The organism is Bradyrhizobium sp. Gha (assembly GCF_900113735.1).
Lineage (GTDB): Bacteria > Pseudomonadota > Alphaproteobacteria > Rhizobiales > Xanthobacteraceae > Bradyrhizobium.
Genome location: NZ_FOQM01000021.1, coordinates 1 through 16,139, shown reverse-complemented (window position 1 = coordinate 16,139; position 16,139 = coordinate 1). Strand labels below are relative to the sequence as shown.

Below are 16,139 nucleotides of genomic sequence, written 5' to 3'. Positions count from 1 at the left end.
CGGAAGGCACTCGATTTTGGCGCAGGACAGGTGTGTTCACCGGCTATTCATCTCCAGCAGCGCCGGGGTATCGGCCGGCTCAAACAGCTCCACCGACGCCCGGCCGTCCACTGGCTGGGTCAGCTTCAACCGATGACGGTCGCTATGTTGAAGCCGTCGACGTGACCGGCGACTTGCAATCCAGCTGGCTTCGCGGTGCGGAATGAGACGAGCTACAGCGTGTCGTGGTTAGGAGCCGAGCTGTTCGAAGCCGTCCATTTTTTGTTTGTTCTCGTCGTTGTCCTGCCAAAGGAGCGCAGCCAGCGAGCCAATTCCTTGTGCCGCATTTCGAACGGTCGGGCGAGAAGGTACGCCACGATGTTCGATGATACTACGGCAGTCCAAAACCAAGCCGGACCACGCGCACTTGGCATCGTCGTCATGATCGCGGCCATGATTGTGTGATGTATCAGATAAAGGGTGAACGAATAATCTGCTGCGATCCTGACCACACGCACTGATCCGGCCTCGTTCGTCCACTGCGTGATGGCGATGATGGATCCTATGACTGCGACCAGAGCGAAGTAGGTCGCCATGTTGTACTCGCGACCCGGTGTGACCATCCAGAAGTAAGCGGCGCCGGCGGCGAACAGCGCCAGCACCGATAAAAAGGCCGGCGGCACATAGCAGCGAAAAAACAAATAGAGAGCAGCGCCACCGAGCCAGAGCGCGAACAACCCAGTTCCGCCACCGTCCTCCTGAAACGCACCGAAAAGAAGGTGAAAAGGCGTTTGGCCAAAAAAGAGCGCCACGGGAATCAGAAGGAGCCAGGGTCCACGCCCTTTGAGCAGAAAAAATACGGCGCCCACCAGCATGTAAATGTGCCACTCGATCGCGAGCGTCCAAAACGGGGCTGCTGATCCGAACGTTGCCCATTGCAAATGAGACGGTCCATAAATGCCGCGATAACCTTCGAGCATCGCGAGATTTGCGACAAATGTTTTCAGATTGTAGTTGCGTTCTATGGTGATCTCGCCGGTGAGCCAGATCGTGACCGCGTCCACCACGATGATGAGAACAAGAGCGGGGATGAGCGCGGAATAGATGCGCGCGAAACGATCGATGAAGTAGTCAAAGAAACTGTATTCCGGGCGAGCCGCGTTGGTGATCAGCGTCGCGGTTATCCAAAAACCGGACATGACAAAAAACAACAGGACGCCGACGTTTTGGATATAGGGAGACGCCGGTGGCTTGAGCCAGTTGCCAACGCTGAAGAAAACGAGACCGTGCCCCACACACACCATTTGAGCCGCGATTGCCCTCAGGGCATCGAGGGCAACAGATGTGTCCGTACTGCCGCGATCGAGACTGAACTTCCGCATTTTCTACCGTTGGTCTCGCTGGCACAGGCAATAGTCATCAAATGCAACCGACCACAATTTCTCCGTGCGGAGAAGCTTATGGCCGGGGTCGAGCGCGCCGTCCAGAGGGGAAGCTGCCAAAGCCCCTTGAAAGCACTTGGGGTGTCGCTCCGGCAGGTTTCCTACTCCCGACTGCAGTGGCCCTCCCGCTGCTGGCCTGAAGAAAGCCCTAACTCCCAGGAGGTGCAACGTCATCAGCCTTTTCCCGGCGCAATCCCGCGCTGCTGAGCAATCCTTACATCAGTACCGACCAGCGCAAGTGCTGATCGAGAACCTCCGGCCCGCCGAAGTTCGAGTTGAGCGCGGCCGTCGTAGCAAATCGCGCACGCCCTACGAGCGTGGCGGCCAGCCTGCGCAATAGCGACCTCCCCGGTTCACGCCGGCGTACCCTTATGTAAGCGTACCGCTGTAAGCCGTACCGCAATGCCGCGCCGATCGTGCGGAACGTCGCTGGGCCGGACCGCAAGAGTTGTTCAGGGCAACTCCTGCGGCCGATTTGGTCTCAGTTCATCAAGGTGTACTGCTGCTGCTCGCATGCTTCGAGGATGACGGATAGGCGGGAGCCCACATAGACGGAATTGAAGAACACTGAATATGTCCGTCGTGACTGATCCGGAGGCGGATTAACTTCTCTCAGGCACACAAAATAATCGCCGGGACCGTGCTCCGCCTTCCGAAGCGCCGACATCTCCACAGGCCTCACGAGTTTGGCCTCAACCGCAAGCTTCTCAACGCCCTTTTGGACGTCATCTTCGCTCGGTGGTCCGGTCACCGCCGCAGCGATGGGCGGTGTCGCGGATGTGTCCGGCCAAAGACCAAGGCTTGAACACGCCGACAAGAGCAAGCCGAGCACCGGCACAAAGTATTTGATCATTGAGAAATTTACGGGTGGGATCTGCCGCTTTCCCGGCGGGAATGTCCGTGAAGCTGCGTCTAGACGTGCGCTGACCGGGTACGATTGACCTAAAGACTAGCTTTACTCAACTAGCGCTGGGTCAATAATCGTTGATATTTGGTTGGATGGTTTGGGGCAATGTTGAGGAAGCTTGTTCTGTGCTGGCGGACGCGAAAATGTCTATTGGTTTGTCCCTCCTGCAGAACGAGGGCTGGCGCTGCCCAGTTTCGTCAAGGACGATACATGCTCGGTGAGCAGAGCCTCCGCTGTAGTGAGTGTGGCTCGGTCAACTCGGTGACTTATTGGCGGTTTGAGGGAGCAGGCAATCCTTCATCCGATGCTTGATGAGCCAGCCTGCAGCCGGGTGCGGTCACCGTGGCGGGCGCGTCTTCGGTGGTGATCGCCTTCTCGGTGCCGTTGCTGCGATAGTCCGGGCAGAACATGATCGGATCACGCACGCCCGTTGACCGGGGGCGCCCGGCGCAATCTTGAGCGGGCGGCCATCAAGTTCGGTGCAGTCCTTGCGTCGAGGTTGGCGCGTCACGTCGCCATCCAAGCGCGCCGAGGGCGGAAGTCAAATCGTCGATTACTCCTGTTCCCGGAACGGGCGAGAGGCGTCGCTTCTGTACCCGCAGCCCGAGCCGGGCCGTGGCGCGGCGAAAAAGTACCGCATTTTGCGTCGGAAATCGGATGACCTGCGCTAGCCATAGGCCCGCCGGATCACGATGAAGCGGTCGGCAATCGCATCGAGCCGCAACAGCAGATCGTTGCCGACATCCGCCGGCACCGTCACACCCACATAGTCCCGCGTGCCGATGCCGACGACCGGCGCATCTTCCGCGAGGCCGAACTCGGCGCGCCGGGCTGCCGGAATGAACACCAGCACGGCAATGTCCGATCGCGGCCGGATGGTCTCCGGGTGACAGCCCCGCCAGGCCTCAGCCTCGAAGCTGAACAACCCGAAGAAGGCCAGGGGGCGGTCGAGCCAGGCGGCCCGGCACGGGACGGTCGGGGGCGGCACATAGACCGCGGCGCCGTGCAGCGTCTCCGGCACGCGCGTGATCCTCTCGCCGGCGCCTGACAAGGCCAGCCCTTCGCCGAGCACGCCGATCCGGCGCCAGTCGATTGTTCCGCGGTTGGGCAGGATGGTCGCAGCTCGAAGGCTCACCGCGCCGTAGTTGGCCGCCTGGCGGAATGCGGCGTCCCGGGACAGCTCCGGCACATCGCCGAGTCGCCGCTGCAGAACGGCCTCGATCGCGCTCTGGTTGCCCCTGCCGCAGCAAGTCACGAGTTGGCGTGATTCCCGGAAGTAGCGCGGACCCGTGGCATCCGCCAACGCTGTGATCTCGCCCTGGGCGATGGCGTGCAGGGCCAGCACGGCCGCGCATCCGGCCGCCGCCGCATGCAGCCAGGCGGAACGCTGCCGCCAGACCATCCCGAGCGCCACGCAGCTGAGCAGCAGGATCAGCGGCTCAGTGAAGATGACATCGGTCCCCACCATGCCCCGGCTGAAGCACGCCGCTGACGCCAGCGCCAGCACGCCGATCGCGGCCAGCACCCCGATCGCCGCGCCGCGCGTCGGCTTGCGATCGCCGAACGCGAGCAGCGCCACCGCCACCAGGGGCAGGATGAACAGCAGCGGTGCGGCAGCAAACTGGTCGAGCAGGCGCGGCGGATTCGGGTTCAGCGCGGAATCGATCGTACCGAGCAACGAGACCTTCGCGATCGCCGCCACGAAACGCACCGCATTGAGGGGGTTCGTCGCCACCATGCCGAGCACCGGAAACGCCGCGACGAAGCCGAGCGCCATCAGGTTCGCGAACGAGAAAAAGCGGTAGGGCACGCCGTCTCGCGGCAGGTATCGCGTCGCAAGCCCGGGCGTCGCGACCGCAGCGAGAGCTGCGCCGCAAAGCCAGATGTTCGAGAACGAACTGCGGTAGTGATAGAAATGCTCCGGCAGAGGCGCGAGCGCCAGCAGCACCAGCGCGCCGAGCGCTGCGAGCGCGGCGGCCATGATGATCATGTTGTGCCGCACGTCGATGCGGCCGAACGCGGCCCCCCGCTCCTGCTTCACCATCATGAGCAGCGCCAGCAGCGGCGCCGCCGCTGCCGTCGGCAGGATCTGCACCTTGGAGGTCACCGCGAGGCCGCAGGCGAGCCCGGAAAGCACGGCGAAGGCGAGCGCCGTCCTGCGCTCCGTGCGCAGCGCCAGCGTCCCCAGCAGCAGCGCTAGCGCGGCATAGAACAGTGCGAACAGGTCGGTGCGGAAGATGAGCGTGTGGAGCGCCAGCGTCCGCGACGTCAGGATGCAGGCAAACACCGTAACCAGCATCCAGGCACCCTCACCGACCGCGAGCATCACGGCGCCGGCGATCGCCAGTGCGGCGCCGACGGCCACGTACGGAAGGTGACCACGCAGGAATTCGATCAGCTCGGCGATGCCGAGCAGAGGATTCGTCCAGGCCGGCAGCGCCGCGAAGTCGCGCAGGTGCAGCCACCCCGCGAGATAGGCCAGTCGCTGCGTCCAGGAGACGAGCAGATACATGCCGGCCGTGGGGTGCGAGATCTGGTCGGGCAGCCGGCCGCCCTCGATCAGCAGCACGTCGAGCGCCGTGATCTGGTCCATGTCGTCGAAAGCGTAATAGGGGTAGCGCCCCACGCGATGCTGGAACCAGGCCAGCGCGATCAAGGCAAGAACCACCAGCAGAAACAACGGCGCTGCCGTCCGCCGCGAAAGTGAAAACACGTTCCCAAGTCCGTACATGCAACCGGAACGGGATTAAGCCTTTAGTTGCATGCAGGTCAAGTATCGCGCCTCAATTGCTCGACGCGGCTAGCTCGGTTGCGCAAAGAGATCGAGTACATTGACGAGAACTACGCCGAGCGCTGGATCGGGCCCGAACGCATCGCGCGCGGCGGTCGAGTTCGACCTGTCGGTCTACGACATGCTCTTCCCCGCTGCTCGAGCAGGTGCCGCAGGAGGAGCGCGCCGGCCCGATCATTAAGGGCGAGCACGGACTGTCGATTCGGTACCGCACCTATGCGAAGGCGTTCCGCAAGATCGCCCGCTACAGGGCGCTATCTCCGGCGTCGCTCGAAGAAGATTGTCGCCATCGCCGAGGCGCGCAAGCAGTCGCGCGCGGCCGATGGTGAGGGCGGAACGACGTCAGAACCGCCCGTCAGAATCACGTCAGAAACGCAGAGAAAAAGCTCAGGAGATTCAACGGTCGAAGTGGTCGGGGCAGCTGGATTGGTTCTGCCCCGACGGAAAACTCAACAAATTCAATAATAGCTTGAATCACAGAGGCTTACTAGCTATCGATGCCCCCATCAACTGTTACGACTCCGTGTTGCGAGGGTGCGATGGCGCTGGCTTCAAATATCCAACGGCGGGGTGGTTCTGCCGTCTATTACGTGCGCCTCGCGGTCCCGAAAAAGCTCCAGTCAATCGTCGGCAAAAAGGAGATTTGGAAGTCCACCGGGGTCCGCGATCCGAAGGCCGCGCGCGTCGCCGCCCTCCCCATCTTGGCGAAGTATCGAGCGCAGTTTGAGGAGCTATCCCAGCGCCAGGAACCGACCCCAGGGGACCTTCAGGCGGCCGTCTGGCGGCACTATGAGACCCTGCTGAACCAGGACCAGCGCGAGCGCGCGGCACTCCCCACAGCGGGCATGGTTGAGCGCGCCGGGAGCCAGCTGGCGCGCGACATCGAGGCCGGCGCCGTCGAGTGGTCGGATGACCCGCTTGTGCAGCTGAATTCCGCGCTGGACATTTTGGCGATGAAGCACGGGCCCGACTTCGCTCGCAGTCGCCGCGCCATAAAGCTGGAGCAGCTACGGAAGCACCTCGCCATTGGTGAGACCGCGCTGATCGAATGGGCCGCGGATGACGTGATCGAGCGCGACCGGCTGCTGATCGAAAAGGGCTCCCCCGCCTATCGTGACCTGTGCCAGCGGCTCCAACGCGCTGAAATCCAGATGCTGGAGCGCGCTGCAGAACGTGACCAGGGCAACTGGTCCGGGGTGCCGACTGATCCGGTTGTTGCGCCGGCGGACCCGACGGCTGGCCGAAAGAAGGCGGCACCCGGCGAGGGTTTGTGGGAGCTTTACGACCGGTTTGAGCGCGAGAAAAAGGCCTCGGTGTCACTCGACACCTGGACACAGAACCGGGTCATCGTCGGCCTGTTCTTCGAATTCATCGGCGAGACTTCGCACGTGTCAGCGATCACACGGAAGGCCGTTCGCGACTGGAAACACGCCCTCTCCTCTTGGCCGGTGAAGGCCCTCAAGATCAAAGAATTCGAGGGCATGACCTTCCGCAAGATCATTGATGCAAACAAGACAGTGGGCAAGCCGACGATCAGTGAGAACACAACGAACCGCTACCTGTCCGCCATCGCGGGTTTCTGCGAATGGCTGCTGAACAATGAGTTCATCGACCAGGACGTGATCCGCGGCATGTTCCTGTCGATCGACAAAAAGAAGCAGAAGGTCTTTCCATATTCAGACGATCAGTTGCGGACGATCTTCACCTCGCCGCTGCTCACGCGCTGCGCTGGCGACGACCAGGAGCACAAGGCGGGTGACGCGGAGATCAGGAATTGGCGATACTGGCTTCCTCTAATTGCGATCTATACCGGTGCGCGGCTGGGCGAGCTCGCACAGCTGATGACAGCGGACGTCCGGCAGTTGCATGGCACCTGGATTTTTCACATCACGCGCGAAGGTTCGCGGCTCAAATCCGTCAAGACCGGCGGATCAATGCGCGTGGTCCCGATTCATAGCGAGCTTATCAGGCTTGGATTCCTCGACTATCACGGCGCGATGGTCGCTCGCGGCGAGGAACAGCTATTCCCCGACCTGAAGCCCGACACGCGGGGATTTTTCTCGCGCACACCCTCCCGCTTCTTCGCGGGCTACTTCAAGCGGATTGGCGTCAAGACCGACAAGCGCCACAACTTCCACAGCTTCCGGCACGGTATCGCCGACGCCTTCCGGGCGGCTGGCTATCTGGACGAACAGTTCGGGCCGCTACTCGGTCATACGAAGACCAGCACGACTGGTCGTTACGGGGTGATGTCCGAGGGGCCGCTGCGCGATCGCGTGACGATGATCGAGGCGATCAAGTATAGCTTCTGAGTTTTACCCAGCCGTCACTTGACTCTACAAGACGGAGCCGCAAGCTTCGCCTTTGCATTGATTCGAAGGCTTCTAACGTCCTCGATCCGCAGTCGATACGGTTTTCCATGCTCGATTTTCTGACCAAGCATTTCCTGGTGCTCTCAACTCTAACGATTGGAGTCGCATCTGCGATTTGCATGCTATTTCTTGCCGCATACCTTGCGGTGTTCGATTGGAATTTGATCTGGTTGATCGAGTATGCCGATCTCGCGAAGCTTTTCCTGATCGGAACGGCGTTGCTGGCTTCGGTGATCACTACCGCGCTAAATTATCTTTACGACCTACTTGCATGGCTGCGGCACCAGATGAAGAACTACAAGTGGATATTGATCTTCGGCGTTGTGATAACGGTTCTGCTTAGCTCCTACTCAATTTTCAATGACGTAAAGACCGGCAGCAGTCGGACCGCCTACGATGTCTTTCGGCTGATGTCCACGCTGATGGGCATCTTCCTAATTTACATTCTTCTTACCGAGTTCGAGAAGTGGAAGCAGCTTAGGTGGCTCGCTATTGTCAATGATCTATCACTTCTCGTCCTTGCGCTCGGGACTTTGGCGCAACGCTTGGTTATTTTGTCAAGGATGTAAGCAAGGATGCTAGTGAAATCACGACAAAGAACGAGACATTCCAGAGCGCAAAGATAGTCATGTTGCTATCGCATCACGTTGCATTCTATGCGGACAATCGAGTTGTGGTTCTCCCAACTGCCGATTTGGTAAAGATCGTGGCGCGGGTAAAGGAATAAGATCAGAAAGGGCGCGGTGTGATCCGCGCCCTTTCTGATTCACTTGATCTTGGCCTCGCGCATCAACTCGCCAGCAATCAGCCGGGCAATAACGAGCGGAGGTGATCCGCCAACTTGTGTTGCCCTGGTTCCGAACTCAGTGGTGACGTGCACCATGCCGGAGCGGACTTCGTAACTCCCGGTGCGGCGGTCGTCATCATAGGTGAAAGAAACAGCGTTACCCATGCCGCGTCTCCTTCTCTTGCGCGGCGACCGCAAGCGCTTCCTTGATGATCTTGGCGACGCTGGATTTGGCCGCGATCCATGCTCGCTTCCTGTTGCGTGCCCGCTGGTCGGCGGCTTCGTCTGCTTCTGCGTATTCGCGGGTGTTCATTCACTTCTCCTGTCATCAGCCGGCATGATCCCCAGACGAAACCAGCCCGGTGTGGTGCACCGAGCTGGAAACGACATGGAGGAGTGAACGGCCCCGGCTGTGCGGCTGTTCAATGAAGCTATAGCGATCGAACCTTCGCGATGCCGCTCAAATTTTAGGCAGCCGCTTTGTCCTCGCCGCGAGCCGACTCCGGCCAATGGTCGCACCCGAACATCAACAGCTCGCCGGCAACATCGTCGAGCTTGACGGCCATCTGGCGCAGCGCGGCCTCGTCGAGATCCTGAAGGCCGTGGTCGCCGGAAAACTCGCGCACGGTCGAAAGCAGGCGGCTTACGAGGAGCTGGCGTTTCAAATGGAAGGTCGCCTCGGAAGAGAACTTGGTCGTCATCAATAGCCCCGTAGAACAATCATGACCCGGAATGGGTGATGCACGGGAATCGAGATGCGCGATTTGTGAGTCCATGGCAAGTCAACCAAATTTGGTAATACCGAACAAATAAGCTGTTACTGATCGCAACGCAGCAGGAAGCAAATGCTTTAGTTGACCGAAAGATTATTTTCGATCAGTGATTGCTTACACGATGGATGGACTGCCGACGTGAGGGAGGGAAAGTTGGAAAGAATCAATCCTTTTTCGTTTTATGATTTTGGAAAAACCATACAGACACTGATCGAGCTATCGGGCGATCTTCCAACAACGAGGGTATTTTGGCCCTTGTGGCAAGCCAAGGCGAAAATGGACAGCCTGCTTGGCGGCCAACCGATTCCGATCGGCATAACCGATGGCAAAGCAAGAGAAGCGGTCCTGCGCATGAATTCGCTCTGGAATGATCGATTCCAGACTAAGGACGCCGAGGGGAAATCGACGCTGCGATTTCCGGATGAAAAGGACGCGCCGATTAACGGCTGGGAGCTGAATTGGATACGTTCCGCGGTAGGCGAGTTCGAAACCGTCTTTGCCGAAGAAATGAGAGAAACCGCCACATATTTTGTGCCTAGGCGCGGAATATATCACACGCCCGCACTCGTAGATGCTGCTGACCAAACGTTTCCGGCGAACCTGCAGATGCACATCCCGGAAAAGGCAAAGGATGACTGGAGGGCTGCCGGCAGGTGCTTGGCTTTCAATCTTCTTTCCGCTTCCGGTTTTCATGTCGCTCGCGCCGTCGAGGCCTGCTTGGAGGTCTACTATCAGTTGTTCAGCGGAAAGCCGGGCGAAACTCTAAACGGCTGGAAGGACTACATCATCGCGCTGGAGAAGCTTGCGGCAAAGAAACCAACCCCCTGCCCGTCTAAGAAGACGCTAGCCGAGTTGGACCAGATGCGGGAGGACTACCGAAATCCTATTGTTCATCCCCGGGTCGTCTTGACTGAAAGCGACGCTAGGATGCTCTTTGCCAATGGGGAGAGTTTGATAATCGCGATGGCCCAAGAGATCGCTGAAGCGGCAAAAGGTGTTCAGCAACCCCTCCAACTCGAGGGAGGTAGTAACACGAAAGCGCCGGACCTGCCGGAGACAGCGGTCACTGCCAGTGCATAGGCCCGTCAGAGGAGAGAAGGCATTTGCCGAAATTCACCACGTTCAACGGCTACACCAACGTCTTTGCCGACAAAGATGGCCGACGATACCTCAGCGGCATAGTTCATCCTTCGGCCGAAGCCGCGATAGCAGCTCGATCAGTTAGTCAGCCTGTCGGTATCCCCATTGGCGTCGCTCAAGTCATCTGGGATGAACCGGATGGCGCTGCATGGAAGCCTTGGACGAGGAAGACATGATCTCCCTGACCTCGCTGTAGGTCCATTGTGCGTCCCGTTGCAACGGCCGGGTGAGGGTGAAGGTCTGTCCGATCCGTTTGGACACCCTCCGGTGCTCGCGCAAACTGTAGGTGGCCCAGCCGTCGTCGCAGCACCGCCAAGCCAGCTTGACTTGAAACTGCGGATTCACCTTCCATTTGCCCCACGCTGCCCACATGATCTCTTTGAGGGCATCAGCTTCGATGACCGCGCCATAAGCGCCTTGGATATGCAGCCGCCCCTCTCGGGTGATGTCGATGGCAAACCAGTAAGCCAGTCGAACATCGGCCCGGGCGAGCTGCCTGTCGAATGACCGCTTCAGTGACTCCAGGAAGCCCCTGGGATGAGTCAGGGCCCTCGCCTCGGCTTCATGAGTCAAATTGAAGACGAACGGATAGGCGGGCTTCTCTGCGATCTGGAGGGCCGCTGTCGCGGCCACGGCTTTGACCACGTCACCGGTAAGAGCCCAGACGGGTATATTGTCATTGGAGGCTTTGGGTGTGACTGTAGGGACTGTTAGAGGGGTAGCTGCAGAGAGAGGAATAGAGGGCGTGGGGTGTGCAACTGAAGTCTCTTCGTCCAGCATGTGAGCCGGAACGCGAAAAGACCGCATTTTCCCGACGATTTGCTTGTCTTTGAGGGCCGATTGCCGAACCCTCTGGGGGACTTTTTTCGACCGCTTTTGGACGCAGTTATCCTGCACGGTCGGGCTGGTCGCGCTATATCTATCTTGCTCGGACGTTCTCTTAAGCAACGGCACGTTCGGGTCCTCCAGAAAGCCACTGTCCCGCCGACGGTGGCTTTCGCATTTGAATGGGGTTCAGCTTCAGATATAGCGCTCAAGCGTTGGCGTGCGTCGTGTTTCTATCGGCGGAGGACGCCTCCCGGCCTCATCGCTGTCCGGAGTTCCGCAGCAATCATGGTCTTGATGTGGTGCTGTGCCGTCTGGGCGATCGTCTCGCCCATGCGCTGGTGGTCAGCCGGCGAGGATCCGGGTGAGCCTTGGACCGAGACGTTGATAGACGGTGCGATCGTGGTCGAATGCCCGATCAGGGGCGCAGCTGGTCCGCCGCCCATCACGCCGCCGTTTGCGAAGCGCGGGATATCCCTTGCCATCTGCATGGACGCGTTGTGCGGAATCACTTGCGTGCCCTTGGGCAGGTAGGTCAACTCGGGGCCTTCCTCGCCTACCCATGCCAAGCCACCGGGAGCGCTGTCGGTGCCCTTGGCGAACATCGGGAACGACAAGCCACCCGTGCCGGCGCCAAGGCCGGACGACATGACGGGTGCAGAGCCGGAGCCCAGCCCAAACACTCCGCCGATACCGCTGAGCAGCGGCTTGATGATCAAGGCCTGGTTCGCCATCGTGAGCAGCGACCGCGCGAAGCTCGTGGCGAACGATTGCAGCGATTGGGTCGCGGTCTTGGTGCCCATCTCGAAATCGGTGAGCGGACCGTTCAAGCTGCTAGAGAATGAGTCACCGAGACCCTTTAGAGCATTGTTGACTCGAATTGCCGCCGCCTCGGTTGAGGCAAGCGCGGCCGGAACGTCGTTTCCATAGACCGACTTCAGCTCATTCGCGATCTGCACGTCCTCCGGCGGCAGGAGCGCAGTCTGCCGGTTGAAATCGATCTGAGACTGAACCTTGGCCCGCGCCAGCGCATCAGCGGCCGCGCCGGCCTGTTCCTGGAGCTTCTTAAACTGCGCCGCTTGGTCGGCCGTTTCCTTCCCGCCGTTGGCCTGCACCGCTGCGGTTTCGGCTGCCTGCGCTCGGAAGCGAGCAAGGGCCACGTCACCCAGGCCAACCGCCTTGGTGTCGGCTTCAACCTGTTGCGTATGACGCCGCAGCGCGTTGATCGCGGTATCGACCTTGTCGTCCTGCTGTTCCTTCTGGATACCGGGCGCCTTGGAGGTATCACCGCGCACCGCTGACTGGACGCTGGTCGCCTCTTGCATCGCGCGCTGGCTGTTCGCCGGGTTCATCATTCCCGCCCGCAGCCTGTTGGTGGCGTCCAGGCGCATCGCATCGACCCCTGTCTCGATACCCAGCGAAGCAGGGTCCGAATTTAGCCCCAGCTTGCCGGTCATCTCGGTGAAGCGGGTCCAGAAAGGCGAGCTTCCCATGGCCGCAAACGCATCGGGGATCTGTTTCAGCAAGCCATAGAGCTTGTCAGCGAGGCCGACCAGCTCAGCAAAGGTCTCGACCACGGACACCCAGTTGTCTTTGAAGTTGATACCGAGCTGGGCCATGTCCTTTTGGATGGGGACCCATTTTTCCGCGAGGATCTTCTGAGCTTCATCCATACGGTCGCGAAGCTGGATTGCCCGGCCGATGTCCTCCTGGGACACAATGTCGGTCTTGGACATTGCGTCGGCCTTCTGGAGCATCTGGTCCAGGTAGCCGTTATTGGCCCGCAGCGCGGCCGCAACAGGCTCGCCGAAGGCCTTGCCGGCGATATCGAGCGCGGCGAGACGCTGGCCCTTCGCCATGGCTTGGTCGATCAGGTTAACGATCGCGCGGAGCTTCTGTTCGGTCGTGGAGGCGCCGGCGAAGGCGCCAACTCCCGCGTCACCGCTAAAGTTGCCTGCCTTAACGAGTTCGTTGATCCGCTGTTGAAGGTCGGAACCACCAAGCTTGTCGGTTGAGACCTGATTGAAGCGCTGCAATGCCTCGGTGATCTGGTCGATCGAAAGCACGGCGTTGGGTGCGCTCTTGGTGAAGCGCTGCCAGAAGTCGGTCGAGACCCCCGCGCCGTTCGCCTTATCGGCGATCGCGTTAAAGGCTTCGATCTGCTGGCTGGCGAGCTCTACGCTCTTTTTCAGGAATTCGAACGTATCGACGACGGCAGTAACGCCCAGCGCGATCGGTCGCAGCACAGTGAGCATCCGACCAAAGGCGAGCGTTGCAGCGCCGGCCGCGCCCTGAGAAGCGAGGAATCCCGCGCTCATTTTGATGGTCGTCGCGGTGACCGCGCGCGCCGCATTCGCTGCGGTCACGTTCATCTCGGTCATGTTCTGCTTGAAGGTGTCGAGGCCGACGACCTTGATGGGAATGTTAAGCGCTGGCGTGGTCATTGGGCTTTCCAACGTAGAGGGCGGCTAGGAGCGCGGCGGCAGCACCGGCATTCTCGGCGACTGGCTTGGCGCGGACGTGCAGGTCGAGAAGCTTGTCGGCCTCTCGTTCGTCTTGGCCGGCGCCGACCAAGCCAAGCTCCAGGACGCGCTCAACATCGTCGAGGGTGTAGGCCCCTGTTTCAAATCCAAGTAGGACCGCGCTTGGAGGCCTTCCGTTGATGCCGCGATAACTCAGCACGCGGCGAACCCAGGGATGATTGAGGTTTACGTCATAGGTCTGATCGCCCCACGTGATCGTTCGGGCGCAGGGATCTGCTTCACTCACTTCAATACTTCTCCAATCGCGTCTTCAATTGCTTGGTGGATTTCGTCTTTGTTCGCTTGGTAGGTCGGCCAGAAAAAGGGCCGCGCGGGCTGATGGCTGGTCCCAAATTCAAACGCCTCAGCGTAATCATAGGGCTGTCCGCTACCGTCGCGGACTTCCTTGGTCGTCATGTCGCCGCCAGCCTGCACGATGTATTCGAGATCATTGGCGCCGGGAGCCACGGTGCAGGATGCTTCCATCGCGCCGGTCTCTGGCGACTGCTCAAGGGTCTGCAACGCGGCTCGCTGAGCGTCGGAAAGGCGGAATGCCTGTTCTCGCAGAGCGTCCGATATGGGCTCTCTCAGCTTGTCCGGTAGAGATAAAAGGTATGATTCAAGATCGTCGACCATGAGTCACCACGAAAGAAGTTCAACAGCGTTGGGGAGATCGTAGAGCGAGCGAGTGCTTTCACCGGCCGCAGCGCGCGATACAGCCATCCAGGTTGCGGCCACACCATCAATGCGATCAGTCGACTTGCTCTTGTGGATGATGCGATTGTCGTTCGCGTCCTTGTGGATGGCCACGTTGGCGAAGTTCCAGCGCAACACGGGATGTCCGCCATGTCGGAAGTTGCCGCTGATGATCGCTCGCTCCAGGACATTGAGTGCAGGCGATTGCGTCACCCAGCCTTGCCGAATGGTCACGATCGGGTAGCCCTCATTGACCAGAGGCGCCATCACGCCCTGGGCGAACGCCACGTCAAATCCGATCTCTTGGACCTGGAAGCGCTCCGCTAGTGACCGGATGTAGTCCGCGACGGCGGCGTTATCGATGACGTTGCCGGGTGTGGCGGTGATGAAACCCGCTTTGGCCCAGGAGGCATAGTTCACGCCATCCAGGTCGCCGCGCTTACGGATATCGGAATCTGGGCAAAAGAAGTGCGGCAACACGGTATAGGTGTCGCCATCCCGAAAGCACGCGACCACGGCCGAAAGGTCGGTGGTCTTGGACATATCGACGCCAATCCACGCTGGCGCACCGCGCAACGCCTCGTAATCGATCGGCGTGGCCCCCTTGTCATAGGTCGCCATGTCCACAAATGGGCTGGTCGAGTGGTCGAGCCAGACGTTGAGCTTGTATTGCAACAGACTGTCGCGCTCGGTTGGGCTGTCTTTGGCCCGCGCGATGTGGCGCTGGAAACCCTTAAGGGATGGATAGCCATGCGCGCTGCCGGGGTTCGCTCGGCGCCATGCATCCTCGCTCGAATAGTCGACGTCGGCGGGCGACTCAAAAAGAACCGGGAGCCAAGTTGGGTCGGTGATCTCGCCGCGCGCTATCTTGCGGGCGCGCTCGATTACCTCATGAGCGATGTTGTCCTGTCCACGGCCGGCGGTCGTCGCAACGACGAGCAGGCTGTTGTCGATCTTGTCCAGGCCGTTGGTTAAAACCTTCCAGAGGTCAGCCCCACGCCAGATGTGGAGTTCATCCGCCAGGACGAATGCTGGGGTGCGGCCTTCCTTGGACGGTGCATCAGCCGAGATGACCTCCAATTCTACACCCTCGCGGGGATAGGCGATCTTCTTGGCGCTGTTGAAGGCGTCGTAGACCTTGGTCACCGGGACCAGATGCTTGGCGTCCGCCTGGACGATGCCGCGCGCTTCCTTGAAGGCGATGCCGGCTTGGCTGCGGTCGCTGGCCGCAAAGATCACTTCGCCGCCGGGCACGCGCTCAGGCCCGATGGTGTGCAGCAGAGCCAGGGCGGCGGACAGGCTGGTCTTACGGTTGCCGCGCGGGACCAGGATCACGACGACAGAAACAATGCGGTTGCCGTGGTCGTCGTGCGGCGCATAGATCGCGCGCACAATCCGTTCCTGCCACGGGTCGAGCTGGAATCGTCGCTTGGGCAGCGTCGATTTTGGGTGCTTTAGGGACCTAAGCCAACGCACAGCGCGCTCCCCGTGACCGAATGGATCAGGGATCGGCGAGTTGTCGTAAATCCAGTGCGGATAGGTGTCAGACGATGTTGAATGGGTTTTCATCGTCGTCCTGGTCGTCATTGTCGCGCACGGCCGGCCGCGAGCGCGAGACCGGGGTCAAGCCGAGTTCGGCGGCGAGCTGGCGCGCGGTCCCCATCGCCTTGTCCTGCATCCGGCAGAGCTTGGGATCCATGCCGACGCGTAGCAGCAGCTCAAGCTCACGGATGCGGCCGATCGCGATGCAGTAGCTTTCCAGGCAGCCGAGATCGGCCGGCGTGAGAATGCGGCGTTTAGCGAGTTCCGGCTGGGCCTCCCCTAAATTGGTGGACACCTATAGCTTAGGCAGAGAGAGGTGTCGGATGGCGAAACGGCAGCGTCGGTCATATTCGGACGAGTACA

The 16,139-nt window shown here is 60.3% G+C and carries 16 protein-coding genes; 3 read left to right on the top strand and 13 right to left on the bottom strand.

Annotation, left to right across the window (positions count from 1 at the left end; genetic code table 11):
* Positions 1 to 212: 212 nt before the first annotated feature.
* The 4 genes from BM222_RS23440 to BM222_RS23430 all read right to left on the bottom strand — a co-directional run bounded on the left by BM222_RS23440 (position 213) and on the right by BM222_RS23430 (position 5,008).
* Complete coding sequence (locus BM222_RS23440; RefSeq protein ID WP_092232770.1) at positions 213 to 1,361, bottom strand: acyltransferase family protein; 1,149 nt, start codon at positions 1,359 to 1,361, stop codon at positions 213 to 215.
* Positions 1,362 to 1,902: 541 nt separating this feature from the next.
* Positions 1,903 to 2,274, bottom strand: a complete 372-nt coding sequence (locus BM222_RS23435) for a hypothetical protein (protein WP_244547218.1) — start codon at positions 2,272 to 2,274, stop codon at positions 1,903 to 1,905.
* Positions 2,275 to 2,594: 320 nt separating this feature from the next.
* A complete protein-coding gene (locus tag BM222_RS41230) occupies positions 2,595 to 2,753 on the bottom strand; it encodes a hypothetical protein (protein WP_177243406.1) in 159 nt (52 codons plus the stop codon).
* A 242-nt stretch (positions 2,754 to 2,995) separates the two neighbouring features.
* Complete coding sequence (locus tag BM222_RS23430; RefSeq protein ID WP_092232767.1) at positions 2,996 to 5,008, bottom strand: hypothetical protein; 2,013 nt, start codon at positions 5,006 to 5,008, stop codon at positions 2,996 to 2,998.
* 650 nt (positions 5,009 to 5,658) lie between these two features.
* Between BM222_RS23430 and BM222_RS23420 the strand changes: the two genes are divergently transcribed.
* Positions 5,659 to 7,431 (top strand): site-specific integrase, encoded by a 1,773-nt coding sequence (locus BM222_RS23420; protein WP_177243405.1) that lies wholly within the window; start codon positions 5,659 to 5,661, stop codon positions 7,429 to 7,431.
* A 107-nt stretch (positions 7,432 to 7,538) separates the two neighbouring features.
* Entirely contained in the window at positions 7,539 to 8,060 is a 522-nt protein-coding gene (locus BM222_RS23415) for a hypothetical protein (protein ID WP_092232758.1), read from the top strand.
* Positions 8,061 to 8,257: 197 nt separating this feature from the next.
* Here the strand turns inward: BM222_RS23415 and BM222_RS23410 are convergent, their stop codons facing one another.
* From BM222_RS23410 to BM222_RS23405, 3 genes are all read right to left on the bottom strand, one after another.
* Positions 8,258 to 8,443 (bottom strand): hypothetical protein, encoded by a 186-nt coding sequence (locus BM222_RS23410; RefSeq protein WP_092232755.1) that lies wholly within the window; start codon positions 8,441 to 8,443, stop codon positions 8,258 to 8,260.
* Positions 8,436 to 8,591 (bottom strand): hypothetical protein, encoded by a 156-nt coding sequence (locus BM222_RS41225; RefSeq protein ID WP_177243404.1) that lies wholly within the window; start codon positions 8,589 to 8,591, stop codon positions 8,436 to 8,438. Before BM222_RS41225 ends, BM222_RS23410 begins: the two co-directional genes overlap by 8 nt.
* A 154-nt stretch (positions 8,592 to 8,745) precedes the next feature.
* A complete protein-coding gene (locus BM222_RS23405) occupies positions 8,746 to 8,979 on the bottom strand; it encodes a hypothetical protein (protein ID WP_092232752.1) in 234 nt (77 codons plus the stop codon).
* A gap of 225 nt (positions 8,980 to 9,204) precedes the next feature.
* Here BM222_RS23405 and BM222_RS23400 point away from each other — a divergent pair, with 225 nt between their 5' ends.
* Positions 9,205 to 10,131, top strand: a complete 927-nt coding sequence (locus tag BM222_RS23400) for a hypothetical protein (protein WP_143106018.1) — start codon at positions 9,205 to 9,207, stop codon at positions 10,129 to 10,131.
* 180 nt (positions 10,132 to 10,311) lie between these two features.
* Here the strand turns inward: BM222_RS23400 and BM222_RS40165 are convergent, their stop codons facing one another.
* The 6 genes from BM222_RS40165 to BM222_RS23370 form a co-directional block, all read right to left on the bottom strand.
* A complete protein-coding gene (locus BM222_RS40165) occupies positions 10,312 to 10,836 on the bottom strand; it encodes a hypothetical protein (RefSeq protein WP_177243403.1) in 525 nt (174 codons plus the stop codon).
* A 413-nt stretch (positions 10,837 to 11,249) separates the two neighbouring features.
* Positions 11,250 to 13,460: a hypothetical protein gene (locus BM222_RS23390; RefSeq protein ID WP_092232734.1), complete on the bottom strand. Its 2,211-nt coding sequence runs from the start codon at positions 13,458 to 13,460 to the stop codon at positions 11,250 to 11,252.
* On the bottom strand, positions 13,441 to 13,785 hold the full coding sequence (locus tag BM222_RS23385; protein WP_177243402.1) for a GTA-gp10 family protein: 345 nt from the start codon (positions 13,783 to 13,785) through the stop codon (positions 13,441 to 13,443). Before BM222_RS23385 ends, BM222_RS23390 begins: the two co-directional genes overlap by 20 nt.
* Positions 13,782 to 14,174: an HK97-gp10 family putative phage morphogenesis protein gene (locus tag BM222_RS23380; protein ID WP_092232727.1), complete on the bottom strand. Its 393-nt coding sequence runs from the start codon at positions 14,172 to 14,174 to the stop codon at positions 13,782 to 13,784. The genes BM222_RS23385 and BM222_RS23380 overlap by 4 nt, the downstream gene beginning before the upstream one ends.
* Before the next feature lie 3 nt (positions 14,175 to 14,177).
* Positions 14,178 to 15,803 carry a terminase large subunit gene (locus BM222_RS23375; protein ID WP_244547217.1) on the bottom strand — a complete coding sequence of 542 codons (1,626 nt, stop codon included), beginning with the start codon at positions 15,801 to 15,803 and terminating at the stop codon, positions 14,178 to 14,180.
* Complete coding sequence (locus BM222_RS23370; protein ID WP_092232721.1) at positions 15,778 to 16,071, bottom strand: P27 family phage terminase small subunit; 294 nt, start codon at positions 16,069 to 16,071, stop codon at positions 15,778 to 15,780. Before BM222_RS23370 ends, BM222_RS23375 begins: the two co-directional genes overlap by 26 nt.
* Positions 16,072 to 16,139: the final 68 nt, after the last annotated feature.